Here is a 25025-nt window from a genome sequence, read left to right on the forward strand (position 1 = left end):
ACGGTCCGGCCCCCACCTGCACTAGATAGGACAAGCCAATGAACTTTTTCTTGGGGACCAAGCTCGGGCAGATGGTGTTGGCGATGCTGGTCATCAGCCTCATCGTGCTGGCGCTAATTGCGTTGGCCTGGTTGGCTGACCGTGTCACCCACCGCACCCGCACCTTCTGGATGGTGGTTATCTTCTTCTCGCCCGCCGCCATCTTCCTGCTCGGTGGGCTGGTTTATCCCGCAATTCGCACCATCATGATGTCCTTCATGGACCGCAACGCTGCGGAATCGGTCGGGACAGCCAACTACGAGTGGGTTTTCACCAGCGCCGATTCCCTCAGATCTTTCGTCAATACGTTCCTGTGGGTGGCCCTCGTGCCCACGGTCTCCACGATCATTGGGCTGCTGTACGCCATCCTCATTGACGGCAAGAAACTGGAGAAGCTCGCTAAGTCGCTGCTGTTCATGCCGATGGCCATCTCCTTCGTGGGCGCCGGCATCATCTGGAAGTTCATGTACGACTACAAGTCCGACATCGGCTTGTTGAACTTCGTCTGGACCTCCCTGGGCGGGGAGCCGATCCGCTTCCTGCAAGACAGCCCGCTGAACACGCTCTTCCTGATCGTCGTGATGGTGTGGGTGCAGGCTGGGTACGCGATGGTGCTGCTGTCGGCCGCCATCAAGGCCATTCCCACCGACATCGTGGAGGCCGCCCGCCTGGACGGGGTCAGCGCCTGGCAGATGTTCCGCAACATCACGGTGCCCGCCATCCGGCCGACCCTCGTCGTCGTCATCACCACGATCATGATCGCCACCCTGAAGATCTTCGACATCACGCAGACCATGACGGGGGCGAAGTACGACACTCAGGTGCTGGCCAACATGATGTACGACCAGTCCTTCACCCACGGCAATAGCGGCACGGGGTCGGCGATGTCGGTCATCATCTTCCTGCTGGTCGTCCCCGTCATCGCCTTCAACGTCAGGCAGATGCTCAAGAACAAGGAGGTGCGCGGATGAGCGCCGAGACCGCTGTCCGGGGCGCCGGGCGCGCCCGGAAGATGCTGACCTCGCGGATCGGCTCCGCCGTCGCCGTCATCATCGCCGTGTTGTGGACCCTGCCCACCTTCGGGCTGTTGATTTCCTCGGTGCGTCCCGCCCAGCAGATCAAGACCTCCGGGTGGTGGAACTTCTTCACCGACCCGCAGGTGACATTCGCTAACTACCAGCGGGTGTTGCAGGGCCGCACCTCCTCCGACCAGTTGGCGTCGTTCTTCATGAACTCCCTGGTCATCGCGATCCCGGCCACCCTCATCCCGCTGCTGCTCGCCACGATGGCGGCCTATGCTTTCTCGGTGCTGAAGTGGCGGGGCCGGGACACCGTCTTCGTGATCGTCTTTGCCCTGCAGATCGTGCCGCTGCAAATGGCCCTCATCCCGCTGCTGCGGTTCTTCTCCAGCGTGCAAATCGGGGACACCAAACTCTCCAGTACCTTCCCGTTCCTGTCCATCTGGATAGCCCACTCAATCTTCGCCCTGCCGCTAGCCATCTTCCTCATCCACAACTTCATGGCGGAGGTGCCGCGGGAGCTGATCGAGGCCGCCCAAGTGGACGGGGCTGGGCACGTGAAGGTCTTCATCCGCATCATGCTGCCGCTGATGCTGCCGGCCATTGCGTCGTTCGCCATCTTCCAGTTCCTGTGGGTGTGGAACGACCTGCTCGTTGGTATCACCTTCTCGGGTGGCAGTGCGGTCACCCAACCGATGACCGCCTACCTGGCGAACCTTGCCGGTTCGCGCGGACAGGCCTGGGAGCTGCTGACCGCCGGGGCGTTCGTCTCCATGGTGGTGCCGCTCGTGGTCTTCCTATCGCTGCAACGCTTCTTCGTACGCGGCCTCATGGCCGGGTCCGTTAAGGGCTAGGCGGCGCCCACCGGCGGGCGGGCAGGGGGTTTGCCTCTGCCCGCCCGCTTCCCGTCCCGTCGGGGGCACGTTAGGCTTGCGACAGGGCCAAGATGACCCCAACTACGCGCGATCAAGGAGGATCGGTGGGCTGGTTTAACGCAATTGAACATCGCCGCTGGCTAGGAAACGAGACCGCGGCGCTGCTGGAGTTTGGGCGCGGGGCGCAAACAGACACCGGGTTCGGGTATATGGATGCCGACGGGGATGTCGACCTGCACCAGCCCCTCGAGCTGTACATCAACTGCCGGATGACGCACTGCTACTCCCTCGGCACCCTGTTGGGGCTGCCGGGCTGCCGCCGGTACGCCGACCACGGCGTGCGCACCCTGCGCACCCGCTTCAAGGACCCAGAGTTTGGGGGCTGGTTCAGTGCCATCGAGCACGCCCCCGACGCCGACGGCAACGGGGTGCCCGCCGGGCCCGCCGGGGAGCGGAAGTCCGCCTACGCGGCCGCGTTCGTGCTGCTGGCCGCCGCGTCGGCCACGGCCGCCAACCGGCCCGGTGCCCACGATCTGCTGATGGAGGCCCTGGAGGACCAGGAGCTGCACTGGTGGGACGAAGAGGCCGGGATGGTGCGCGAAAGCTTCAACCGGGACTTCACCGAGTGTGAGCCCTACCGGGGTGCTAACGCCGCCATGCACACGGTGGAGGCCTACCTGGCGGCCGCTGACGTCACCGGCGACACCGTGTGGCTCTTCCGGGCCCTGCGCATGGCTGACCGGGTCATTAACGTGGGTGCCCGCGCCCACCAGTGGCGCATCCCCGAGCACTACACCGAGACCTACGAGGTCGACCTAGAGTTCAACAAAGACAAGCCCAGCGACCCCTTCCGCCCCTACGGAGCCACCATCGGCCACGCCCTGGAGTGGGCTCGGCTGCTCGTGCACCTGCGGGCGTCGCTGCGCGTCGTCGGCGCTGAGGCCCCCGCCTGGTTGCTGGAGGCCGCCGAGGAGCTGTTCGAGCGGGCCCGCACCGACGGCTGGCGGGTCGATGGCGCCCCCGGTTTCGTCTACACCACGGACTTTGCGGGCAAGCCAATCGTGTCCCAGCGCATGCACTGGGTGGCGTGCGAAGGGATCGCGGCGGCAGCGGCCATGCGGCGGGCGCTGCTCGACGACGGCCGTGACGCTGGGGCCGTCGAGCACTACACGCACTGCTACCGCTCCTGGCTCGACTATGTAGAAGAGTTCGTGCGCGAAGCCCCCGGGGCGTGGATCCACGAGCTGTCGCCGCGCAACGAGGAGGCAACCACCACGTGGGGCGGCAAGCCGGACATCTACCACGCCCTGCAAGCCACCCTCATGCCGCGCCTGTCCCTCGCCCCGTCCTTCGCGACGGCGCTCGCCTCCGGCATGCTCGACGAGACCGAATGGTGCGTACAAAAGGGCGGTGACGGCAAGAAACGCCGCTGGTTCTAGCGAGCAGACGGCCGGGCGGGGGCGGTTGCGTCCCCGGCCCGGCCCGACGGGCCTAGGATCTTGCCCATGACTGATCTCGCATCCTCTGCGCTGCCAGCGGTGCCGCGCCCGAACCTGCGCACCCGGCTGGCGTGCGCGGTGGGCCGGGCGGCCGCGTGGACGAGCCGGGTTACCGGCCGGGGCTCGGGCGGCATGATTGGCGGCAAGGTTGCCCGCCTGCTGGCCCCCGACCTGCTGACCCGCCTGACGGAAGGCCGTCAAGTAGTGCTGGTGACCGGCACCAACGGCAAATCAACCACCACCCGCATGACCGTGGCCGCCCTCGCCACCCGCGCCGAGGTGGCCACCAACGACGGCGGCGACAACATGGAAGACGGGCTGGCGGCCGCTCTCATGGCCGCCCCGCGCGCCCCGTACGCGGTGCTGGAAGTAGACGAAATGCACCTGCCGCAGGTGGCCGCCCAGACCCGGCCCGCGGCGCTGGTGCTCCTGAACCTGTCCCGCGACCAACTCGACCGCGTCGGCGAAATCGGAGCCATCGAGCGGCGCCTGCGCCAAGCCGTCAACGAACACCCGGGGGCAGTCGTCGTGGCCAACGCCGATGACCCCCTCGTGGCCTCCGCCGCCTGGGACGCCCCCCGCAAGCTGTGGGTCGGGGCCGGGGCGGGCTGGGCCCACGACTCCGTCACCTCGCCCCGCACTGGCACACCCGTGCTGTGGGAGGGCGACGACTGGTACGCCGTCGACACCCACCAGCCTGCCCGGCCCGGGCTGCTGCCCGCCACCGAATTCCGGCGGCCGCAGCCGAGCGTCGTCGTCGACCACGCCGCCGCCACCGCCACCCGGGTGCCCCTACAACTCGACGGCCAGCGGGTCGACGTCGCGCTGTCCCTGCCGGGGCGCGCCAACCGCGGCAATGCCGCCCAGGCCGTGGCGGTGGCCGTGGCCCTCGGGGCGCAACCGCAGGCCGCCGCCACCGCCATCGGCACCGTGCGGGAGGTAGCGGGCCGCTACGCCAGCGTGCAGGTCGGGCCGCGGAGCGTACGGATGCTGCTGGCCAAAAACCCGGCCGGGTGGCAGGAAGCCATGAGCGTGCTCAATCCGGCCGCGGCCGCCACCGTCGTCGCCGTCAATGGGCAGATCCCCGACGGGGAAGACCTCTCCTGGCTGTGGGACGTCGACTTTGCGGGGCTCGCCGCGCTGCCCGGGCAAATCCTCGCCTGCGGCGAGCGGGGCGCGGACCTCGCCGTGCGCCTCGACTACGCCGGGATCCCGCACACGCTGTACGACACCCCCGCGGCCGCCATCGCCGCCTGCCCGGCAGGCGAAGTGGACCTGCTGGCCAACTACACGGCATTTCGCGACTACCGGCGGCACCTGGCCCGCACGGAAGGGGAGAAGTGAACAAGTTAGCGATCGGTCTGATCCTGCCCGACGTGCTTGGCACGTACGGCGACTCCGGCAACGCGGTGGTGTTACGGGAGCGGGCCCGCCGCCGCGGGATCGACGCCGAAATCGTCACCGTGCACCTCGGCCAGGCCGTTCCCGACAGCCTCGACATCTACACCCTCGGCGGCGGCGAAGACATCGCCCAGTCGCTCGGTGCCGCCCACCTGCGGGCCGACGGCGGGCTCGGGCGGGCAGTCGAGCGCGGCGCGCCCCTGCTGGCCATCTGCGCCGGGCTGCAGGTGTTGGGGGAGTGGTTCATTGACGCCGAAGATGCGCAAGTGCCCGGTTGCGGCATCCTCGACGTGCGCACCCGGCCCCGCGGCAGCCGCATGATCGGGGAACTGGTGCTGGCGCCGTCGGCGGCTGCCGAGCAGTGGGGGCTGACCAGCCCCATCACCGGCTTCGAGAACCACGGCGGATTGACCGAGCTGGGGGAGGGCGTTGCGCCCCTCGGGGAGGTGTGTGCCGGGTACGGCAACGGGCTGAGCGCCGCTGGGCACGGTGGGGCGGCCGGAGGCAGCGCTACCGGGCGCGGCGGGGCGGCCGGTGGGCGCGGCGAGGCGGCCGGGAGCCTGGTGGATGGGGCGGTGCACGGATCGGTCATCGCCACCTACGCGCACGGTCCCGTCCTGGCCCGCAACCCGCAGTTGGCTGACGCCTTGCTCGCCCGCGCCCTCGGTGTGCATGTGGACGCGCTGGAGCCGTTGGAGATCGCCGGGATAGCAGACCTGCGGGCCGAACGCTTGGCTGCCGTCGGGCTGTCCCCGGGGGTGGAGTAGCGCCGCGCGAGGCGAGCGCGGCAACTGCAGCGGGCCGAGCGGCTTGCGCGTCGGCCGCGGGCGGGGCAACTGCAGCGGGCCGAAGGTCCGGCTGTTGTCGGGCGGTGACCGGGGGCGGAGTGGCGCCGCGTGAGGCGGGCGCGGCGGTTCGAGTGGCCTGCGCGTCGGCCGCGGGCGGCTAATCCGCGTGCTGTGCGTCGATCGACGCGGCCAGCCCTCGTTTGGCATTCGCTGGGCAGCCTGCGACAATGGCGGCAGAGGAGAGTTGTCCGAGCGGCCGAAGGTGACGGTCTTGAAAACCGTTGTGCGGTAACCCCGCACCAAGGGTTCGAATCCCTTACTCTCCGCTACCGCTGCTCCCGGCGTTCGCGTCGGGAGCAGCACTGTTCTTTTGGTGGGGCCTGGGCGAGGTCGGTCTCGCCGTCGGAGGTGAGTTTGGTAGCCAGGTTGCCTCAGTGGGGCCGGGGCGAGGCCGGGGCCCAAGATGCCCTGGCTGAGGGCAGTCAGTTGTCTTGGTGGGGCCGGGGAGAGGCCACCAGGTTGTAGCCAGTGGGGGCATCGCATCTTCCAGTAATTTCTGCCGCGCGGCGTGGCCAGAGGCCGGTTTGCTTCCACCTGCCCTGGTCAGCTACGCTGGGTGGGTCTGGAGACGTCGCATAGCCAGGTCGAGTGCGCCTCCCTGCTAAGGAGGTAGGGGTTCACGCCCCTCGAGGGTTCAAATCCCTCCGTCTCCGCTTCTGTCCCGCCCCCGCCGCCCGGGGGCGGGACTTTTGCGTGCGCGGGGTGGCGTGGAGGCGGGGTTGCGGGGCGCGCGGCGGGGCGGGTGCGGGTAGTGGTCGCCCTAGATGGCTCTGGGGGAGCGACAGCCGACGCATACGTCCTCTTGTGCCCTCTGGGTTGCCAAATAGGGCGATGGCTCGGCGGGCAGAGCCCCGGAGGAGCTAGGCGGCGAATGATTTTGGCCCCGCAGACGGTGTGGTGTAGCGAACAGTGATCTCGATTTGGCAGAAGGGGCGGTTACACGGTAGAGTTCCCGTGTCGCAAGGCAAGCGCCTGTGGCTCAATGGATAGAGCATCTGACTACGGATCAGAAGGTTGGGGGTTCGAGTCCCTCCAGGCGCGCAACAGGCCCCGCACCAACAGGTGCGGGGCCTTTGCTTATGCGTGAAACCCGGGGCGGGGCCGACTGGCCGCGCCCCGAGTGCTCGCGTGGTCAGGCTGTCTGGGCCGCGGCATCCTGCGCGGCGATTACCCGCTCCAGGCGCGCCAGCTTGCCATCCAATTCGCCCACATGCCCGGGGCGAATGTCGGCCTTCAACACTAGGGAGACGCGGGACCCGTACTCGCCCACGGCCTCAGTGGCGCGCTTGACCACGTCCATCACCTCGTCCCACTCGCCCTCAATCGTGGTGAACATGGCATCGGTGCGATGCGGCAGCCCCGACTCCCGCACGACACGCACCGCCGCCGCTACGGCGGGCGATACCGAACCCGCATCGTCGCAGGCGGGACCCTTGCTGCCCACCCCGGAGGGGGCAACGGAGAACGCGACTAGCATGACTTCCTCCTGGGGCCTTTAGTTGGATGATTTAGATTTGGCTTCTTCTTGAGTGGCCCTGCTGCTCCGCCTAGGAGATAGGGGCCTAGCTTGGAAAGCTAGGCCCCTACCATATATGCTCAACGAAGGAGCTCCCAGGTGTTTGGTTACGTGGTGCTCTTCGTGAGTCCTTGGGGATCAGTTTCGCCCTGGTTCCCAAGGACTACCTCCTCCACCACTTCCGTCGGGGCATACAAGCCACCCGATGTGAGTGTGAAAGACGTTTTAAACGTGTGCATAAGTTTCACCTCCTTAGTCGACGTAGATCTGGGGGCAACCCGCTACGCGGGTAGGACTTTTTCCCCTGCCTTGCACCAGGATCATCCCTGCCGCTGCAGGGATTCGAGCTATGGTCTGCCGCCCTCCGGCTTAACGGTTTGTCCACTCGAGACAAAAACCCCTTGGCATAGTCACCTCACTTCCTCAGTTGTCTGCCTCACATCCGATCGGCGACATGGAACAGACTAGCACACTCTCTACATGCCTTGCACCGTTAGTTGATATGATCGGCGTGTCGTTCTTGTCAGCTTGCTGCCAAACCCCTCCCGGTCGATCCCCTCAAGAGGTACCTTGATGCAAATTAGACGCACACTCTCCCCCGCAGCGATGTCGGTGTGGGGCAAGTCGATGCCCCGGGACGGCTCGGCGATCACGCACTGGTTGCCGCTGTGGCTGCACCTGGAGGACACGGCAGCAGTGGCCGGACGCCTCGTGGATGCCTACGGCCCGAGCTTGGAGGCGGCGGCACGTCGCCAGTTCGGTGACGACGATCCGTTGGGCCACCTGCGGGCGGTCATGCAATTCCTGGGCGCCGTGCACGACGTCGGCAAAGTCTCGCCGGGTTTTTCGCACCAGGTGGGGGAGCTATATGACCGGTGTAGTGAGGCGGGGCTGCCAAAATCGCAGAGAATCCCTGTTCCGCCGCCGACCCACGGCGTAGTTGGGCAGCTGGCTGTTGAGGAAGAGGCGCGGAAGTGGCAATGGAAGAATCCGAAGGCGCTCGCGAGCGTCGTCGGCGGCCACCACGGTATCCCAGCCTCCAGTAGCCGTCTGCAGCGCGAGCGAGGGGCGCTTAAGCGGCCAGGCGGTGCCTATGGAGGGCCGAAGTGGGCACAGGTGCGCTCAGAGCTGATAAACCGTGCTGCGGCGCTGCCGGAGGTGGCCCCCCGGCTGGCAGGGTGGAAGGAACTGGAGTGGTCGATTCCGTTCCTGGTGCTCGCCGAGGGACTGCTGATTATGGCGGACTGGATCGCCTCGGCCGACGAATTCTTCCCCCTGCTGAACGTGCGCAGTGACGGTGCCCGTTTCCTAGTTCCGGAGGTGCATGCGGAACGGGTGGAGGCAGGATGGCGAACCTTCGATTTGCCTGCCGGTTGGCGGCCGCGTGACACCGGGCGGGACGCGAGTGAACTGTTGGCCGCTCGCTTCGATTTGCCTGCCGACGCGCAACCTCGCCCCATGCAGCGTGCCGCCCTGCAAGCGGCCCGCGACATGGAATTGCCGGGGCTGCTCGTCATCGAGGACCTCATGGGGGCAGGCAAGACCGAGGCCGCGTTCCTGGCCGCTGAGGTGTTGGCGGCTCGTACGGGTCGGCAGGGCTGCCTGGTGGCGCTGCCCACCCAGGCCACGGCAGATGCCATGTTCAAACGGTTGTTGACCTGGCTGGGCAGTCTGGATGACGAGTCGAGTGTGCAGGGCGAGGCCCAGCGTTTTCCCACCCAGCTGCTGCATGGACGTTCCAATTTCAACGAGGATCTGCGCCAGTTGCGGCGCGCCAGTCTGCTTGGCTCGGAACGGGCGTTTCGCGGGCCGGAGCTCAACACCGGGACTCCTGATATTGGTCGGGACGACGGTCAGCCGCACGGCGCGGAGATCGCCAGCTGGTTCACGGGCCGCAAGAAGTCCATTCTTGCCGACTTCGCGGTCTCAACCATCGACCACGTCCTCTTTGCGGCGCTGTGCTCCAAGCACCTGGCATTGCGGCACTTGGGGCTGGCAAAGAAGGTGATCGTCATCGACGAGGTGCACGCTTCGGACTGGTACATGTCCCACTTCCTGGAACGGGCCCTGGAATGGTTAGGGGCCTACGGCGTGCCGGTGGTTTTGCTATCCGCCACGCTGAACGACGACGTCCGCCACGGCTTGCTAGCCGCGTATCGCCGTGGGCTGGGGGCTGAGGAGGAGGCGAACACCCCGCGGCTGCTGGAGACCGGCTACCCGCTGCTGAGTGCGGCGACGGCCACCGGTGTCTTCGGGCAGGCCGTGGAACAGGCCCGGCCGTCAGTGGCTGCCCGGATGGAGCTGACAGCTGCGGATCCGGATCTGGTTCCGCTCCTGGACGAGCTGCTGGTAGACGGCGGATGCGTGCTGGTCGTGCGCAACACGGTGCGGCGGGCGCAGGAGACCTACCGGGAATTGCGGGCCCACTTCGGAGCCGAGGTGACGCTGCTGCACTCGCGCTTCTTGCTGCGCGACCGGCAGGCTGCCGAGAAGCGACTGCGGGAGCAGTTTGGGCCGCCAGAGAAAGCGCAGCGGCCCGCACGGGCGATCGTGGTGGCCACCCAGGTGGTTGAGCAGTCGCTGGACATCGACTTCGACTATCTCGTCAGCGACCTGGCGCCGCTGGATGTGCTGCTGCAACGCGTCGGGCGCGTGCACCGGCACGCCCGCCCCCATCGTCCGGCTGCTTTGAATACTCCCGGTGTGCTGGTGGTAAACGTGCCCGAACTGACTCTTGAGCCCGCGTTGGAGAGTGGTAGTGGTGCGGTGTACGGGGACTATCTGCTGTTGCGCACCGCCCAAGCCCTGCGGGAGCGGGCCACGGGCGGGATGCTGACCGTGACACTGCCCGATGACATTGCTTCGTGCATGACCGCCGTGTTTTCCCGCGCTGAGGGCACGGTTGAAGCATGGCCGGAAGAACTGCAGGCGGCGCAGGAAAAACTAGCTAAGTTGCGCCACGAGCAGAGCGCCGAGGCCTACCAATTTCTGCTAGGGGAACCGCGCAACACCCTCCCCCTCCCCTCGTTGGAGAATTGGTTGCCGCTGGTGACCAACCCGAACGATGAGGGCGGGAGAGAGAAGCTGATGCAGGGGCGGGTGCGGCTCGGTGACGATTCCTTCGAGGTGTTGGTGGTCGACGAGACCGACGAGGGAAACTGGCGGCTGGTGGATAGTGCGGGGCCGGGGAGGGGAGAGGTCCTGCCGACGGATCAGGTGCCTGATTTTACGTTGTTGCAGAAGCTGGCTGCCTCGGTAGTCCGTCTGCCGAAGTCGCTTACCATCGGCAAACTGGGTGACGAGCTCATCGAGAAGCTCGAATGCAACTTCTGTCCTGCCTGGCAGAGCTCACCTCTCTTGCGCGGGCAACTAATTCTGTTGTTAAAAAATGAAATGGCGGAGCTGGGAAAGAAGAAAGTCCACTATGATTGCGCCATCGGCCTAGAGGAGATCGAAGATGACCTCACCTGCTAAAGAATTTAACCTGGTGGATGAGCCCTGGATCCGGGTGCTCACACCCTCCGGAACCGCGGAAGTGTCGCTGCAGGAGGTGTTTGCGCGCGGTGCACAGATCACAGGCTTGGCGGGGGAGAGCCCCACGCAGGATGTGGCGATACTGCGTCTGCTGCTAGCAATAGCCCACCGCGCTGCTGAAGGGCCCAACAGTTTCACGGAGTGGGGAGAAAACTGGAACAATCGTACTAATTTACTGGTAGCCGTCGACGAATACCTCACGCGGCACCGCGAACGGTTCGATCTGCGCCACCCGAGTGCCCCGTTCTACCAAGTCGCTGACCTACACACGTCCAAGAACGCTATGAGCCCGGTGAGCAAACTGGTCGGCGACATCGAGGCGGCCGACGCCATTTTCGTGCACCGGGCAGAGGCTGGTTTGACGGGCCTGCCGTGGGCTGAGGCGGCGCGTTGGCTCGTGCACCTGCAGGCCTTCGACTACTCCGGTATCAAGTCCGGCGCGGTCGGCGATCCGCGGGTTAAAGGCGGACGCGGGTACCCGATCGGCACCGGCTGGGGCGGGCAGCTAGGGGTGGTGAACCTGGTAGGCGGCAACCTGCTAGAGACAATCCTGCTGAACATGGTGGTGCCTGACTCGGCCACTCGCATCACTTCGGTCACGGATCTGCCGCCGTGGGAACGCCCGCCGCTTACCGCCAGCGAAGAACTCGAGATGGCCAACGGCCCGCGTGGCGTGGTCGGGGCCTACACTTGGCAAGCCCGACGCGTGCGATTAGCTGGGGACGCAACGCAGTGCACCTCGGTTCTTATTTGCAACGGGGATAAGCTCACCCCGCAAAACCGCATGCCGATCGAGCCCATGACGGTGTGGCGTTACTCCGAGCCGCAAACAAAGAAACTTGGCTACCCCACCTACATGCCCCGCAAACTGAGCGCGGAGAAGGCCTTCTGGCGTGGGTTGAGCGCGGCACTGCCGCAACGACCCCTAGACGGGGCGAAAGAGGGAACCAGCGGCGGGAGGCCGCCAGGCATCATCGAAAATTTCCAGGTGCTGCGGAATAACTACATCTTGGATTGGCAAGGAGCAGTCCCCCTGCAAGTGACGGGCTTGGAGTACGGGCCGCAGGACGCGATCGTCGTCGGCCTGCTGCACGACCAACTGGACCTGCCCCTGGCCGCCTTCGGGGAGACCGCGGAGCAAGTTGCTTCCCTGGTAGATGAGTCCCTCAATTTGGCCGACGCGGTAGGGATGATAATCGGCAGGCTGGCACAGAACCTCTACCAGGCCGCTGGTGGCGATAAGGAGACCTCCGACAAGCCGCGAGACGCCGCCCGCGCGCGTTTCTTCGCCGAAATGGGGCGGGAGTTCCACAAGTGGCTGCCCACCATTACGGGCGAAGACGAGGACGAGAGCGTGCAGTGGGTAGCGACCGTTCGTCGAACGGCCCTGAAGATCCGGGACGAACTGGTGGCCGACGTCGGCACCCAGGCATACAAAGGACGGCAGGTAGGGGACAACTACGTTGACGTGGGCCTTGCCCTGGCCTGGTTCGGTGCCGCCCTCAAGAAGCTGGTGCAAGTCGAGCAGTAAGCAACTGACTTAACTGAAAGGAGGAATTATGGAAGAAGTGAAACCCACAGAAAACCGCTACCAGCGCAGGCTGGGGGACGTGGGAAAGCTGGTGGGGCAACGGGTCAACCAGCTGTTGGCAGGGCTGCAGGCGCAACGCCCCGCCGCCACCGCTGATCTGGCACGCCTGCGGCGGGGGGTGGGCAAAGCACCGGGACAGTTGCCCGACATCTGGGAGCTGACGGCGCCGCCCAGCTCAGACATCGCGCGTGGGGACGCGGCGACGCCCGCCGAAACTGCGGTGCACGTGGCTCTGACGCTTTTCGCCGTCCATCAGCAATCCGAGAGCCAGCCGATGCACGTGCCGGGCCGTTCATTGGCGGGAGCCTTCGGCAAATTGGTGCGCCGCCACAAGGACGCGGTGGGCGAGAAGTCGCTACGCGCGCGGTTTGACGCGGTAGTAACCGCCACCACTTTCACTTCGGTGCCCTACCACCTGCGGGGCCTAGTCTCCCTGCTCAAGCGGGAAGGGCTCGGCTTCGATTACGGGATTCTGGCCGACGACATCTGTGCGCTGGCTCGTGGCATGCAACGGGACGGCTCGCAGGGGAGCCACACCGGTGTAGAGGAAGTGCGTCGCCGCTGGGCGCGCGACTTCCGGCACCTTGACCAAGACGAAATTTCCGCCCAGAAAGAGAACAAATAATGGGAACCTACGTAGACATCCACGTCATTCAGTCGCTGCCACCCAGCTGCGTTAACCGGGACGACAACGGCTCCCCCAAGAGCGCGCTGTACGGCGGGGTGCGACGCTTGCGGGTGTCCAGCCAGGCCTGGAAGCGTGCCACCCGATTGGCTTTCGCTGAGGTTGCCAGCAATGAGCGGCTAGGGCGGCGCACCAAGCGTCTGGTGGAGCTGCTGGAGCGGCGCATCGTCGAGCTGCAGCCGGAGCTGGCTGAGCAGGCTCGCGGGCTGGCCGAGGCAGCCTTCGACGCGGCAGGCATCAAGCTGAAGGTGCCTAAGGGGAAGGCCGACGATGCTGCCAAGGAGAGCGGCTATCTGGTGTTCGTCTCCGACCAGCAGCTCACCCGCCTGGCCGAGTTGGCGTGCGCGGCGGAGGACGGCAAGATCGACAAGAAGGCTGCCAAGCGGGCCTTCAGCGAGGACAGCTCGATCGATATTGCGCTCTTTGGCCGCATGCTGGCCGACGACGCGAGCCTGAACGTGGATGCCGCCTGCCAAGTGGCGCACGCCCTGTCCACGCACGCCGCCGAGAACGAATTTGACTACTTCACGGCGGTAGACGACGAGAAGCACGACGCCGAAGAAGAGGACGCCGGCGCGGGCATGATCGGTACTGTCGAGTTCTCCTCGGCGACCCTCTACCGGTACGCCACCATCAACGTCGGCCAGCTGGCTCAAAACCTGGGTACCAACGGGGCGGCTGTCGACGCGGTGGAAGCGTTCGCGTCGGCCTTCGTGCGCTCGATGCCGACCGGCAAGCAGAACACGTTCGCTAACCGGACGCTGCCGGAACTGGTTTACGTCACGGTGCGTTCGGATCAGCCGATCTCCCTGGTGGGGGCGTTCGAGACGGCGGTGCGCGGCACCTCCGGCTATGTGACAGCCTCGGTAGAAAAGCTCGCACAGTATGCGGCGAAGGTTGCCGACGTCTACGGCGTGGCCCCAGAGGCACAGCTCGTGGCGGGCATGGCAGCTGATGGTATGCACGGCCTAGGGGAAACGGTACCGTTCCCGGCGTTGCTTGCGGCGCTGCGGGAGGCGGTGGAGCAGCGGTTCCCGGAGGAATCGTGAGCGTACTGCTCCTGCGCCTGGCCGCCCCGCTGCAGGCGTGGGGGAGCGACTCGCTGTTTCGTGCCCGGCACACCCGTCTCGCCCCGTCCAAGAGCGGGATAGTGGGACTGCTTGCGGGGGCGCAGGGCCGCCCGCGCGATGCAGACATCAGTGATCTGGCGGCACTGCGTTTTGGAAGTCGTACGGATCAGCCAGGCCGAGTGCTGCGGGACTACCACACCTCCCACGTGCCAGGGGAGAAGAACACCAGCCTGTCCGAACGTTACTACCTGGAGGACGCGGTGTTCGTGGTGGGTTTGGAGGGGAAACGCGACCAGTTGGAGGAGTGTGCGCAGGCGCTGCGTACGCCGAAATTTCCACTGTTCCTTGGTCGGCGTTCCTGCCCGCCTGCCGCGCCACTGGTGGTGGGGATTGAGGAGTCTTCTTTGGAGGAAGCCCTGACTGGTTGCGCGTGGCAGGCTGCCGACTGGTTCCAACGGGCGTCTGCACGTGACGGATACGCGGCAACTCTTGAGTTAGAGACTGATCGTGCGCCGGGGACGGCAGCGGTCAACGACCAGCCGGTGTCATTTAGTAAGGTGCAACGACGATTCACCACGCGCTTCGTGAGCCGCAGTACCTGCGTTCTGTGCGAACCGCAAAAGCTTGCCCACGACCCGTTCAGTGCATTGGAGGGAGGCGCGGATGTATCTGGCTAGGTTCGAAGTTGATCCGCGTAAACGAGAAGCTCGCAAGTATTTGGGCAAACCGCAGGCGTTGCACGCAGCCATCATGAAGGCCGCCGCTCCGCAGCACGGCGACCAGGGACGGGTGTTGTGGCGCATAGACGAGTTCGGCGACCGGGTGTTTGTGGTACTGCTTTCTCCCCGCCAACCAGCCCTGGCGGCTTTGGAAGAGGAAGCCGGGGTGGCCGGCTCGACCCAGGTGGGCAACTATCAGCTATTGCGGGCGAAGCTAGCGGCGGGGCAGCAGTGGCGCTTCCGACTCACTGCTAACCCCACTCGTTCACTTTCCACCACCGTCGATATGAAGACGAACGAACCGCTCGCGCAGCGACCGAAGCGAGGCAAAGTCGTTGGGCATGTCACGGCTGAGTATCAACGAGAGTGGCTGGTGAAGCGGGCGGAGCAATTGGGGGTGCGTTTCTTGCAGCACCCGGGCGAGTCTGACCCCACCAAGGCAGCCGAAGTGCGAGTGGTGGAGCGTACACGAATGGCTTTTGAACGTTTCGATCCGCACCAGGGTCGGAAACGGACAGTGACCATCAACCGCGCGACCTTCGAAGGAGCGTTGGAAATTGTTGACCTCGACAAGTTCTGGCGGGCGCTGACGGAAGGCATAGGCCCGGCGAAGGCCTATGGCTGCGGACTCATGACGTTGGTGATGTAGCTAGGAGGATGAGGTGAAACCGGTGCCGGTCTCGGCGCTGCCGCGGGTGGAGGATCGCTGTTCGTTCGTGTATCTCGAACGGTGTGTAGTCCACTGTGAGGACTACGCTCTCACCGCGCAGGATGCCGACGGCATAGTGCACATTCCTGCTGCCTCACTGCTGGCCGTCCTCTTTGGGCCGGGGGTGCGGGTTACACACAAAGCCATGGCGTTGCTGGGGGACTGTGGTGCCTCTGCAGCGTGGGTTGGGGAGGAGGGCGTCCGCTTTTACGCGAGCGGACGCCCTCTGTCCACGAATACCGCGTTGTTGGAACAACAAGCACGACGGGTCGTCAACCGGTCCGCCCGCCTGGCCGTGGCACGAAAAATGTATGCGATGCGTTTCCCGGGCGAGAGCATCGATGATTTGACCATGCAGCAGTTGCGGGGGCGCGAAGGGGTGCGAGTACGGCAGCTGTATAGAGAAGTGGCAGAACGCTATGGGGTTGAGTGGCGAGGACGCTCATACGACGTAGATAACTTCGAGGATGGTGACCCGATAAACCAGGCGCTTTCCGCGGGGGCTGCGGCATTGTACGGGGTGTGCCACGCCGTTATTGCCGCATTGGGGTGTTCGCCAGGGCTGGGCTTTATCCACACGGGGCATTCGCGAGCGTTCGTGTACGACATCGCGGACCTGTATAAGGCGGAGATATCGATTCCGGCAGCCTTCGAGATCGTAGCCGCGGGCGAAGACGATGACCCTGCGGGAGCAGTGCGGCGGCGAGTGCGAGACAATATTAGAACGAGCCGCCTAATCCCGCGCATCGTCAAAGATATTGTGTGGCTGCTCGGTGGTGAAGAGGCATACGGGACGACGGAAACCAATGTGGTTTCGCTGTGGGACTACCAACGAGACAGTGTGCCTGCCGGAGTGAACTACGCCGAGGATGCGGCGGGGGAGTGGTGAGCAATGCTGGTGCTGGTGCTAACTGCCGTTCCCAAATCACTGCGGGGCGCCCTGACACGGTGGCTGCTTGAGATAGCGCCGGGAGTATTTGTGGGGTCCGTGTCGGGACGAGTGAGAGACATGCTTTGGGAAATGGTCGCTGAGGAACTAGGTGGCGGACGGGCGCTGCTCGTTCACTCGGCGCCCACGGAGCAAGGCTACGCTTTGAAGTCTTTGGGACACGACTGGGTGCCGGTCGACCTGGACGGGCACCTCGGGGTCCGGCGCCCAGTGACAGGAGGCAACCCGATGGCCACTACCGTCACCGCAAAGAAGGGGTGGAGTAGCGCGAGGCGATTCCGCAGACGGTAGTAGGATAGGCTGCGCCTCAGCGTGACAGTTGCTGCGAACCGTTCTCAGGTAGCGAGTAAAGGAAAACGCAAAACTTGCCGAGCTGAGGTGTTGGCAGTTCGCCGATTTGGAAGTGTCATCTCCGCGCGTAGCGTGGATAATCCGTGTACTTCCCCGTGTAGTTGTACTTGTGAGTTGTCATCTCCGCGCGTAGCGTGGATAATCCGTCCCCTACTCTATCCTACTTAGGGCAGCGTATGTCATCTCCGCGCGTAGCGTGGATAATCCTAGCCAGGACATTGGCGTTCAGACCTTTTAGCTGTCATCTCCGCGCGTAGCGTGGATAATCCCCCCATTGAAAGGACCGAAACCAAATGGAAAACGTCATCTCCGCGCGTAGCGTGGATAATCCTGGAAGACAGCGTTGCTTCAAATTTGAACTACTGTCATCTCCGCGCGTAGCGTGGATAATCCGGGAGGTCGCAAAAAGCCAAACTCCCACGAACCGTCATCTCCGCGCGTAGCGTGGATAATCCTGCGTCATTCGCTATACCAAAGAGATATATTTTGTCATCTCCGCGCGTAGCGTGGATAATCCTATCCTTGGTGTGCCTCCATGCACCCGGTTTCCGTCATCTCCGCGCGTAGCGTGGATAATCCCCGGCCCGAGGGCCCGGCCGGGATTTTCCTCGAGTCATCTCCGCGCGTAGCGTGGATAATCCGTCCGGCGCCCAAAACTTGTCGATCCACCACCCGTCATCTCCGCGCGTAGCGTGGATAATCCGTGGGAGCGCCTGGCGAAATCCAACGCCGAAAAGTCATCTCCGCGCGTAGCGTGGATAATCCTTCATGAGTTCACTCATTGCTGTTTCCTTTCATGTCATCTCCGCGCGTAGCGTGGATAATCCACATGGTAAGCCTATCGATATAGGCTTTCAGTTGTCATCTCCGCGCGTAGCGTGGATAATCCTACCCCCGCTGGGCGTGCCGCCAATCCCGCTGCGTCATCTCCGCGCGTAGCGTGGATAATCCGTTTCAGCGGTGGCTCACCCACGAGGTGCTGCCGTCATCTCCGCGCGTAGCGTGGATAATCCTCCGGGGAACAGCTGTTCCATGTTCTTTAGGCCGTCATCTCCGCGCGTAGCGTGGATAATCCTAGCAGATGACTATCTCCGGCTGCCGTCGGAGAGTCATCTCCGCGCGTAGCGTGGATAATCCTCAAGCTCCTACAAACTCGCATCCGGACCGCCGGTCATCTCCGCGCGTAGCGTGGATAATCCCCCGAGGGGCCATCCAACGAAACCTCATCGAACGTCATCTCCGCGCGTAGCGTGGATAATCCGGCCTGGACGACTAATGCCCCGGGGCCCCGCACGTCATCTCCGCGCGTAGCGTGGATAATCCGGCCGCCGTTGAGGCCGCCACCCAGACGGGTGAGTCATCTCCGCGCGTAGCGTGGATAATCCGCTCGTAGAGGTCATATCGACGGTGGTTATACCGTCATCTCCGCGCGTAGCGTGGATAATCCTTCGCTGTGTAATACCTGAGAACGCGGCCCCGGGTCATCTCCGCGCGTAGCGTGGATAATCCTGCTTAATCACAATGTCCGAGACGGGCGCGGAAGTCATCTCCGCGCGTAGCGTGGATAATCCGGTTAGCTGGGAATAACCTGAAAGCCTTCGGGCGTCATCTCCGCGCGTAGCGTGGATAATCCCACCAAAGACGTAGACTTTAATATCGTTCTTGCGTCATCTCCGCGCGTAGCGTGGATAATCCGAACGGGAATGACATGTATGCTGTACCTAAACTGTCATCTCCGCGCGTAGCGTGGATAATCCGGCCGATAGCTCAGCGCCAGTGATGACCCCGTGGTCATCTCCGCGCGTAGCGTGGATAATCCCAAGGATGGACCTAAAGTGAAGATCAATTTGGAGTCATCTCCGCGCGTAGCGTGGATAATCCTGCCTGCGAGACGGGCCAGGGCGGGGATGGAGTGTCATCTCCGCGCGTAGCGTGGATAATCCTCCTAACGCTAATGAGTTTGGGTTAACGTATTTGTCATCTCCGCGCGTAGCGTGGATAATCCCACGTTAGCTTCGATCGGGATGATGATCTCCCGGTCATCTCCGCGCGTAGCGTGGATAATCCGGCTCCCCCTGCCGGACGTTTTTGAGCGCCTGCGTCATCTCCGCGCGTAGCGTGGATAATCCCAGCCACCCCCACCAAGACCGCACCCGTGGGATGTCATCTCCGCGCGTAGCGTGGATAATCCCGTACACTAGCTTGGTGGCGACGATGCCACAGTGTCATCTCCGCGCGTAGCGTGGATAATCCCACTAACAGCATCCCCGGCCGCTTGTCAAGCGAGTCATCTCCGCGCGTAGCGTGGATAATCCGGGCAGCGCGGGATATATCATTTCTTCAACCACGTCATCTCCGCGCGTAGCGTGGATAATCCCCGCTTGCGGCCCCACATGAGTTTGGATTATCGGTCATCTCCGCGCGTAGCGTGGATAATCCGGCGGGCAGGGACTCGGCAAGCCATAGCGTTTCGTCATCTCCGCGCGTAGCGTGGATAATCCGGCTGTGACGCCACGGTTCCCAGCCCCAAGGGGGTCATCTCCGCGCGTAGCGTGGATAATCCGCCCTGGATGTACGCCGTCCTAAACGTCTCTTAGTCATCTCCGCGCGTAGCGTGGATAATCCTTGCCATTGACGCGGAAATCATATCCCGGGAACGTCATCTCCGCGCGTAGCGTGGATAATCCGGTGGGGACGGCGGCCATAGCAGGGCTCGTGGCGTCATCTCCGCGCGTAGCGTGGATAATCCGCCTCAGTCAGTCGCTGTCCTGAGGGGTCCGGGGTCATCTCCGCGCGTAGCGTGGATAATCCGCCAACCCCATCGACGGCGAACCCGACTCCCTCGTCATCTCCGCGCGTAGCGTGGATAATCCCGCGCCGCGGCCGCCCCAGTTAACTTCGTTATAGTCATCTCCGCGCGTAGCGTGGATAATCCCGTCCCCGGCCTGCCCGCCGCCGCCCCGCAGGGGTCATCTCCGCGCGTAGCGTGGATAATCCGCGGTCGGCCCGTTTCCGGGCCTTCGTGGACGGGTCATCTCCGCGCGTAGCGTGGATAATCCCAACCTGCCCCCATACGTGACCGTCAACTACATGTCATCTCCGCGCGTAGCGTGGATAATCCCCAGGCGGTGGGGGCGTCGGTGCCGAACCAGGCGTCATCTCCGCGCGTAGCGTGGATAATCCGCAACCCTGCTACCCGAGGCAATGTTCGTCCAAGTCATCTCCGCGCGTAGCGTGGATAATCCGAGTACTTCTGCGGGGTGTGGGATTCCGAAGCAGTCATCTCCGCGCGTAGCGTGGATAATCCGCGCGCGGGTAGCGAGCTGTAGCACCCCAGGTCGTCATCTCCGCGCGTAGCGTGGATAATCCCGTCGCCGCCCTGATCCCCGCACCCCCCGCCCAGTCATCTCCGCGCGTAGCGTGGATAATCCCTCTCCGCCCTCGCTGGCCGCCGTCAGGCGGCGGTCATCTCCGCGCGTAGCGTGGATAATCCGTGAATCCCTCGTCGTCATCCCGGATCAGCGTGGTCATCTCCGCGCGTAGCGTGGATAATCCGGATTGGAGCGCCAGAAAAGCTTGGCAACGCAAGTCATCTCCGCGCGTAGCGTGGATAATCCCACCGATAGCCTGCTGCGGGCGGCCCGGCGCGAGTCATCTCCGCGCGTAGCGTGGATAATCCGATGCTGCGTATCCCGTTTATGAAGTCATTGAAGTCATCTCCGCGCGTAGCGTGGATAATCCTCCTTCGGTCAGGTTGAACACCTCGCTGTCCTGGTCATCTCCGCGCGTAGCGTGGATAATCCGTCGAGGGAGGGCAAGTGGGACCGTAACTCGATGTCATCTCCGCGCGTAGCGTGGATAATCCCAGCCATGTTTGTTAAGGTCGATACCATTAAGGGTCATCTCCGCGCGTAGCGTGGATAATCCAAGGCCGTTAACTTCGCGAATAAATGCCCCATCGTCATCTCCGCGCGTAGCGTGGATAATCCGAGCTGTTCCATGTCGTCCTTGTGCTGTTCGGGGTCATCTCCGCGCGTAGCGTGGATAATCCTATCAAGCGTATAATCGTCCCCATCTACCGGATGTCATCTCCGCGCGTAGCGTGGATAATCCGTGCGGCATGGCTAGGCCCGGCCCTCCGCCTCAGTCATCTCCGCGCGTAGCGTGGATAATCCTCCGCCGGTCGCACCGCCTCCAATGTCCTGGCCGTCATCTCCGCGCGTAGCGTGGATAATCCGCTGCGGGTGGTTGATGGGCAGGGCCCAGGTCGGTCATCTCCGCGGGTAGCGTGGATAATCCGTTCGCCTTGCGCAGGCTCTGGCTCCGGCACAGGTCATCTCCGCGCGTAGCGTGGATAATCCTCACTTCTCGCATAGTATAATGCGAGAAGTATCGTCATCTCCGCGCGTAGCGTGGATAATCCCGACGCTGCGCCGATGGAGATCAGCGAGAGAAAGTCATCTCCGCGCGTAGCGTGGATAATCCATCCCGCTTGACGTTTCGGCTGAGGCGGGGAATGTCATCTCCGCGCGTAGCGTGGATAATCCCGGCAGGTCGCGGAAGTCCAGCTGGATGTCGGGGTCATCTCCGCGCGTAGCGTGGATAATCCCCGTCCGCTGGTGGACCGCGTGGCAGTCACGCCGTCATCTCCGCGCGTAGCGTGGATAATCCGTCCCTGTCATTCATCCGCAGGAAGGCGACCAGGTCATCTCCGCGCGTAGCGTGGATAATCCTCTCCCGGCGGGCGGTCAGTGCTTCGGCTTCGGGTCATCTCCGCGCGTAGCGTGGATAATCCCTAGACGCTTGACGTAGGCCAGTAGGTCTAGGTGTCATCTCCGCGCGTAGCGTGGATAATCCCAATTTCCCGCTGAATAGCCTCATCCCGTGTAGGTCATCTCCGCGCGTAGCGTGGATAATCCGACGCGGTACGGGGCGACGAGGGCGCGCTGGAAGTCATCTCCGCGCGTAGCGTGGATAATCCCCCGCTGGGCCTGGTCCCCCTGAAGATCGGCGGGTCATCTCCGCGCGTAGCGTGGATAATCCGGGCGAGCTGGACGACCCCCACGCCCTACACGTGTCATCTCCGCGCGTAGCGTGGATAATCCGAAGAAGCCCGGATCGTTTAACGTGTATGCCTCGTCATCTCCGCGCGTAGCGTGGATAATCCGGTCTCCCAGCACGGCGTTGGCGATTGCTTCGAGTCATCTCCGCGCGTAGCGTGGATAATCCCCGTGGCTGCGCGACATCCTGTCCGTCTCTTACGTCATCTCCGCGCGTAGCGTGGATAATCCGGCCTACGCGCCCGACGAGCCGTGGGCCTTGAAGTCATCTCCGCGCGTAGCGTGGATAATCCGTTAACCAGACTCACCCGCACCCGCTGCAGCTTGTCATCTCCGCGCGTAGCGTGGATAATCCGTGCTTAATCATAATATCGGAAACGAGAGCGGAGTCATCTCCGCGCGTAGCGTGGATAATCCCTCCAGAGCCGCTCCCACAGCACGTGGTCCAGAGTCATCTCCGCGCGTAGCGTGGATAATCCCGTCGAGGACTTGCAGTCGGCCAGCGCGGTGGTGTCATCTCCGCGCGTAGCGTGGATAATCCGGCTGAAGGCCGCGGGGTCGATCCCTGGAGTCAGTCATCTCCGCGCGTAGCGTGGATAATCCGGGGCGAGCATCGATCGCTGCGACTCGTCCAGTGTCATCTCCGCGCGTAGCGTGGATAATCCTGGCGTCCCAGTCTTCGGGCCGCTCGGTGGTGAGTCATCTCCGCGCGTAGCGTGGATAATCCGGCGCGGGCACGGACGACGGCAGGTGAGTGCGCGTCATCTCCGCGCGTAGCGTGGATAATCCGGGAAGGGCAGGGGATGGCCCGGCCCAACACGTGTCATCTCCGCGCGTAGCGTGGATAATCCCCTTGTCCATTTTCCCCTCCTTTCTGGGGTGTTGTCATCTCCGCGCGTAGCGTGGATAATCCGCCAAACTCCCACGAACCCTGAGGGGGACAAAAGTCATCTCCGCGCGTAGCGTGGATAATCCACGCAGTCCGCCCAGCGTCTCCGTGGGAGCTGAGTCATCTCCGCGCGTAGCGTGGATAATCCCCGGGTCATCCCTCGGGGCGCGCGATACAGGCGGTCATCTCCGCGCGTAGCGTGGATAATCCCGAAACTGCTGGGGATGCTTATGGAGCCGCCCGAGTCATCTCCGCGCGTAGCGTGGATAATCCCCCAGAAAACCGACCCCACCCGGTCCCGATATTGTCATCTCCGCGCGTAGCGTGGATAATCCCTGGACCCCTACAACCCGGGGGCCTGGCGCTACGTCATCTCCGCGCGTAGCGTGGATAATCCGGGTATCTATTTCCAGGTCGCGACAATGGCCATGTCATCTCCGCGCGTAGCGTGGATAATCCGTGGGAGAAGCTGGCGAAATTCAACGCCGAAAAGTCATCTCCGCGCGTAGCGTGGATAATCCCAGGACGGACTGCTCCAGGGCGCGGCCCCACCGGTCATCTCCGCGCGTAGCGTGGATAATCCGCTGATCCGCGCCCATGAGCTGGACGTGATGAAGTCATCTCCGCGCGTAGCGTGGATAATCCCAGTGCTGTTGGCTACTCGTTCCCAGTTAGCGCGTCATCTCCGCGCGTAGCGTGGATAATCCTCCAGCCGGACAGCGGTCGGGAACGGGGTATATGTCATCTCCGCGCGTAGCGTGGATAATCCGTCGCCCGGCTCGGGCTCGTAGTGCCCCAGACTGTCATCTCCGCGCGTAGCGTGGATAATCCTGGACCGGGTCGGTGGCCGAGATGGCGCGGTCCGTCATCTCCGCGCGTAGCGTGGATAATCCCGGTCGGCCTCCTCACGAGACGCCGGGCGAATCGTCATCTCCGCGCGTAGCGTGGATAATCCGGGACGCCACAAGGGCAAGCCCCACAACCCCAAGTCATCTCCGCGCGTAGCGTGGATAATCCCCGGGACACGTCCATTGACGAGGTCAAGTCCCGGTCATCTCCGCGCGTAGCGTGGATAATCCGTGTCGAACGCCATCAGCGTGCGACCACGACCCGTCATCTCCGCGCGTAGCGTGGATAATCCGAGGGCTGCTGTCGGTAGGGCGATCAGCCTTCGTTGTCCCTGCGTAGCAAGGATGCCTCTCGTGCTGTTTTTACACAAATGCATGCAGCTGTTTTGGCGTTTTGGGGAAGGTATTTTATAGGTCTTGTGTGCTTGCTCCAGAGTTTGCTAACTCGCCCCGCAGCACCTCCCAGAACCGCGGATCTTCCGCAGTAAGAACATCGCGCACGAAATACCACCAGAAGTAGCCGCCAACATACCGGTTCCCAACTATCTCCCGCAGCTTGCTGTCTAGTCCGTGGTAGTAGCGCGCCACTCGCTCCTTCTCGGTGGTGTCGGGTTCCGGCAGCCCGTCCTCGGCCCCTTGGGCGCCGATCTCCCCTATCCCCAACAGTGCCCGGGGGAAGCGCGCCCCGAGTTGGTTAAGCACCTCCCCGAGAGGCTCCGCGTCCGGGTGCTGCGGCGGCACGCAGGCAGTCTCGTACACCGACAAGAACACGTAGTCCGGCTCGAAATCCAGGAACGGGGCGAACGCGAGCGGATCCTCCCAGTCCTCGCTGTAGCAGTCGGGCCGGTCCCAGTAGTTAAAGGTGACAGCCGTCTTCCCGCCGGTCGCCCGCACGATCTGCGCCGCGACGTTGACCTTCCCGGCGATCTCGCTCGCGTCGCTCCCCGCCCACTGCCCGTTCGGCTCGTTGCCCACCTCCCAGATGGTGACGTGGTCGCCAAACAGCTTCACCGCGGCCCGGGCCCGCGCCCCCACCTCGTCCTCGCTGAGCGCCGCCAACTCGCTGGAATCCGCCAGCTGCAACATGACGTCGGCCTGGGCGGCCAGCTCCCGCACCAGCGGCGCATAGTCGGCCAGTGGTCGGCCAGGCTCCAACACGACTCGCACAGTCTCCCGGCCCGGCACCTGCTCCAGAAAGCTCAGCGCACGGTCCGGGCCGATCAGCTGCTCCACCGTCACCCCGCGGAGGGCAACCGCCCCATCCCCGGCGTCCCGGGCGTCGACGGCCTGCCCGCCACCGCGCCCAGGTAGCAGCCAGCCCACCCCCACAGCCAGCGATCCGACGGTCAGCGCCGCCACTCCGAGCGCCAGCAGCCAGCGCGCAGGCGTAGCCGCCCGCTGCCGCCGTTGCCCGCTCATCGGC

General features: G+C 64.1%; 15 protein-coding genes, 3 tRNA genes and 1 CRISPR repeat array. Of the genes, 16 read left to right on the forward strand and 2 right to left on the reverse strand.

What is annotated here, in order from left to right:
• The first annotated feature begins 38 nt into the window (after positions 1 to 38).
• The 8 genes from BSZ40_RS08605 to BSZ40_RS08640 all read left to right on the forward strand — a co-directional run bounded on the left by BSZ40_RS08605 (position 39) and on the right by BSZ40_RS08640 (position 6722).
• Positions 39 to 1010: a carbohydrate ABC transporter permease gene (locus BSZ40_RS08605; protein ID WP_073825305.1), complete on the forward strand. Its 972-nt coding sequence runs from the start codon at positions 39 to 41 to the stop codon at positions 1008 to 1010.
• Complete coding sequence (locus BSZ40_RS08610) at positions 1007 to 1912, forward strand: carbohydrate ABC transporter permease (RefSeq protein ID WP_073825308.1); 906 nt, start codon at positions 1007 to 1009, stop codon at positions 1910 to 1912. Before BSZ40_RS08605 ends, BSZ40_RS08610 begins: the two co-directional genes overlap by 4 nt.
• A 92-nt stretch (positions 1913 to 2004) precedes the next feature.
• Positions 2005 to 3372, forward strand: coding sequence for an AGE family epimerase/isomerase (locus BSZ40_RS08615; protein ID WP_073825310.1), 1368 nt, complete (start codon positions 2005 to 2007; stop codon positions 3370 to 3372).
• Positions 3373 to 3438: 66 nt separating this feature from the next.
• Positions 3439 to 4776, forward strand: a complete 1338-nt coding sequence (locus tag BSZ40_RS08620; protein WP_073825312.1) for a MurT ligase domain-containing protein — start codon at positions 3439 to 3441, stop codon at positions 4774 to 4776.
• Positions 4773 to 5600, forward strand: a complete 828-nt coding sequence (locus BSZ40_RS08625) for a type 1 glutamine amidotransferase (RefSeq protein ID WP_073825314.1) — start codon at positions 4773 to 4775, stop codon at positions 5598 to 5600. The genes BSZ40_RS08620 and BSZ40_RS08625 overlap by 4 nt, the downstream gene beginning before the upstream one ends.
• Before the next feature lie 259 nt (positions 5601 to 5859).
• Positions 5860 to 5947 (forward strand) — tRNA-Ser (locus BSZ40_RS08630).
• A 298-nt stretch (positions 5948 to 6245) separates the two neighbouring features.
• Positions 6246 to 6334, forward strand: a tRNA-Ser gene (locus tag BSZ40_RS08635).
• A gap of 315 nt (positions 6335 to 6649) precedes the next feature.
• Positions 6650 to 6722: transfer RNA gene (locus BSZ40_RS08640), tRNA-Arg, on the forward strand.
• 91 nt (positions 6723 to 6813) lie between these two features.
• On the opposite strand, the gene BSZ40_RS08645 is transcribed toward BSZ40_RS08640, so the two are convergent.
• Positions 6814 to 7158, reverse strand: coding sequence for a thiamine-binding protein (locus BSZ40_RS08645; protein ID WP_073825316.1), 345 nt, complete (start codon positions 7156 to 7158; stop codon positions 6814 to 6816).
• A gap of 612 nt (positions 7159 to 7770) precedes the next feature.
• On the opposite strand from BSZ40_RS08645, the gene BSZ40_RS08650 reads away from it, so the two are divergent.
• Genes BSZ40_RS08650 through cas2e form a run of 8 tightly spaced genes read left to right on the forward strand, consistent with a single transcriptional unit; the run spans position 7771 to position 16745 of the window.
• On the forward strand, positions 7771 to 10671 hold the full coding sequence (locus tag BSZ40_RS08650; RefSeq protein WP_084542755.1) for a CRISPR-associated helicase/endonuclease Cas3: 2901 nt from the start codon (positions 7771 to 7773) through the stop codon (positions 10669 to 10671).
• On the forward strand, positions 10655 to 12262 hold the full coding sequence (casA, locus tag BSZ40_RS08655; RefSeq protein WP_073825319.1) for a type I-E CRISPR-associated protein Cse1/CasA: 1608 nt from the start codon (positions 10655 to 10657) through the stop codon (positions 12260 to 12262). The genes BSZ40_RS08650 and casA overlap by 17 nt, the downstream gene beginning before the upstream one ends.
• Positions 12263 to 12290: 28 nt before the next feature.
• Positions 12291 to 12947 carry a type I-E CRISPR-associated protein Cse2/CasB gene (casB, locus tag BSZ40_RS08660; protein ID WP_073825320.1) on the forward strand — a complete coding sequence of 219 codons (657 nt, stop codon included), beginning with the start codon at positions 12291 to 12293 and terminating at the stop codon, positions 12945 to 12947.
• Complete coding sequence (gene cas7e, locus BSZ40_RS08665; RefSeq protein ID WP_073825323.1) at positions 12947 to 14056, forward strand: type I-E CRISPR-associated protein Cas7/Cse4/CasC; 1110 nt, start codon at positions 12947 to 12949, stop codon at positions 14054 to 14056. The genes casB and cas7e overlap by 1 nt, the downstream gene beginning before the upstream one ends.
• Positions 14053 to 14754: a type I-E CRISPR-associated protein Cas5/CasD gene (cas5e, locus tag BSZ40_RS08670; protein ID WP_073825324.1), complete on the forward strand. Its 702-nt coding sequence runs from the start codon at positions 14053 to 14055 to the stop codon at positions 14752 to 14754. The genes cas7e and cas5e overlap by 4 nt, the downstream gene beginning before the upstream one ends.
• Positions 14741 to 15445 (forward strand): type I-E CRISPR-associated protein Cas6/Cse3/CasE, encoded by a 705-nt coding sequence (gene cas6e, locus BSZ40_RS08675; RefSeq protein ID WP_073825327.1) that lies wholly within the window; start codon positions 14741 to 14743, stop codon positions 15443 to 15445. Before cas5e ends, cas6e begins: the two co-directional genes overlap by 14 nt.
• 13 nt (positions 15446 to 15458) lie before the next feature.
• Positions 15459 to 16394 carry a type I-E CRISPR-associated endonuclease Cas1e gene (gene cas1e / locus BSZ40_RS08680; protein WP_073825329.1) on the forward strand — a complete coding sequence of 312 codons (936 nt, stop codon included), beginning with the start codon at positions 15459 to 15461 and terminating at the stop codon, positions 16392 to 16394.
• A gap of 3 nt (positions 16395 to 16397) precedes the next feature.
• Positions 16398 to 16745 (forward strand): type I-E CRISPR-associated endoribonuclease Cas2e, encoded by a 348-nt coding sequence (cas2e, locus tag BSZ40_RS08685; protein ID WP_073825331.1) that lies wholly within the window; start codon positions 16398 to 16400, stop codon positions 16743 to 16745.
• 114 nt (positions 16746 to 16859) lie between these two features.
• Positions 16860 to 23895: a CRISPR direct-repeat array (repeat unit 29 nt; unit sequence GTCATCTCCGCGCGTAGCGTGGATAATCC).
• Between the two features lie 115 nt (positions 23896 to 24010).
• Here the strand turns inward: cas2e and BSZ40_RS08690 are convergent.
• A complete protein-coding gene (locus tag BSZ40_RS08690) occupies positions 24011 to 25021 on the reverse strand; it encodes a hypothetical protein (protein WP_073825333.1) in 1011 nt (336 codons plus the stop codon).
• Between the last annotated feature and the right edge of the window lie 4 nt (positions 25022 to 25025).

The organism is Buchananella hordeovulneris (assembly GCF_001907235.1).
Taxonomy (GTDB): Bacteria; Actinomycetota; Actinomycetes; order Actinomycetales; family Actinomycetaceae; genus Buchananella; species Buchananella hordeovulneris.

What these genes read in the sequence shown, in the direction of transcription:
- cas6e (WP_073825327.1), top strand. Translation starts at nt 14,741, where the DNA reads ATGTATCTGGCTAGGTTCGAAGTTGATCCGCGTAAACGAGAAGCTCGC.
- BSZ40_RS08645 (WP_073825316.1), bottom strand. Translation starts at nt 7,158, where the DNA reads ATGCTAGTCGCGTTCTCCGTTGCCCCCTCCGGGGTGGGCAGCAAGGGT.
- casA (WP_073825319.1), top strand. Translation starts at nt 10,655, where the DNA reads ATGACCTCACCTGCTAAAGAATTTAACCTGGTGGATGAGCCCTGGATC.
- cas2e (WP_073825331.1), top strand. Translation starts at nt 16,398, where the DNA reads ATGCTGGTGCTGGTGCTAACTGCCGTTCCCAAATCACTGCGGGGCGCC.
- cas7e (WP_073825323.1), top strand. Translation starts at nt 12,947, where the DNA reads ATGGGAACCTACGTAGACATCCACGTCATTCAGTCGCTGCCACCCAGC.
- BSZ40_RS08615 (WP_073825310.1), top strand. Translation starts at nt 2,005, where the DNA reads ATGACCCCAACTACGCGCGATCAAGGAGGATCGGTGGGCTGGTTTAAC.
- BSZ40_RS08690 (WP_073825333.1), bottom strand. Translation starts at nt 25,021, where the DNA reads ATGAGCGGGCAACGGCGGCAGCGGGCGGCTACGCCTGCGCGCTGGCTG.
- casB (WP_073825320.1), top strand. Translation starts at nt 12,291, where the DNA reads ATGGAAGAAGTGAAACCCACAGAAAACCGCTACCAGCGCAGGCTGGGG.
- BSZ40_RS08650 (WP_084542755.1), top strand. Translation starts at nt 7,771, where the DNA reads ATGCAAATTAGACGCACACTCTCCCCCGCAGCGATGTCGGTGTGGGGC.
- BSZ40_RS08605 (WP_073825305.1), top strand. Translation starts at nt 39, where the DNA reads ATGAACTTTTTCTTGGGGACCAAGCTCGGGCAGATGGTGTTGGCGATG.
- BSZ40_RS08610 (WP_073825308.1), top strand. Translation starts at nt 1,007, where the DNA reads ATGAGCGCCGAGACCGCTGTCCGGGGCGCCGGGCGCGCCCGGAAGATG.
- BSZ40_RS08620 (WP_073825312.1), top strand. Translation starts at nt 3,439, where the DNA reads ATGACTGATCTCGCATCCTCTGCGCTGCCAGCGGTGCCGCGCCCGAAC.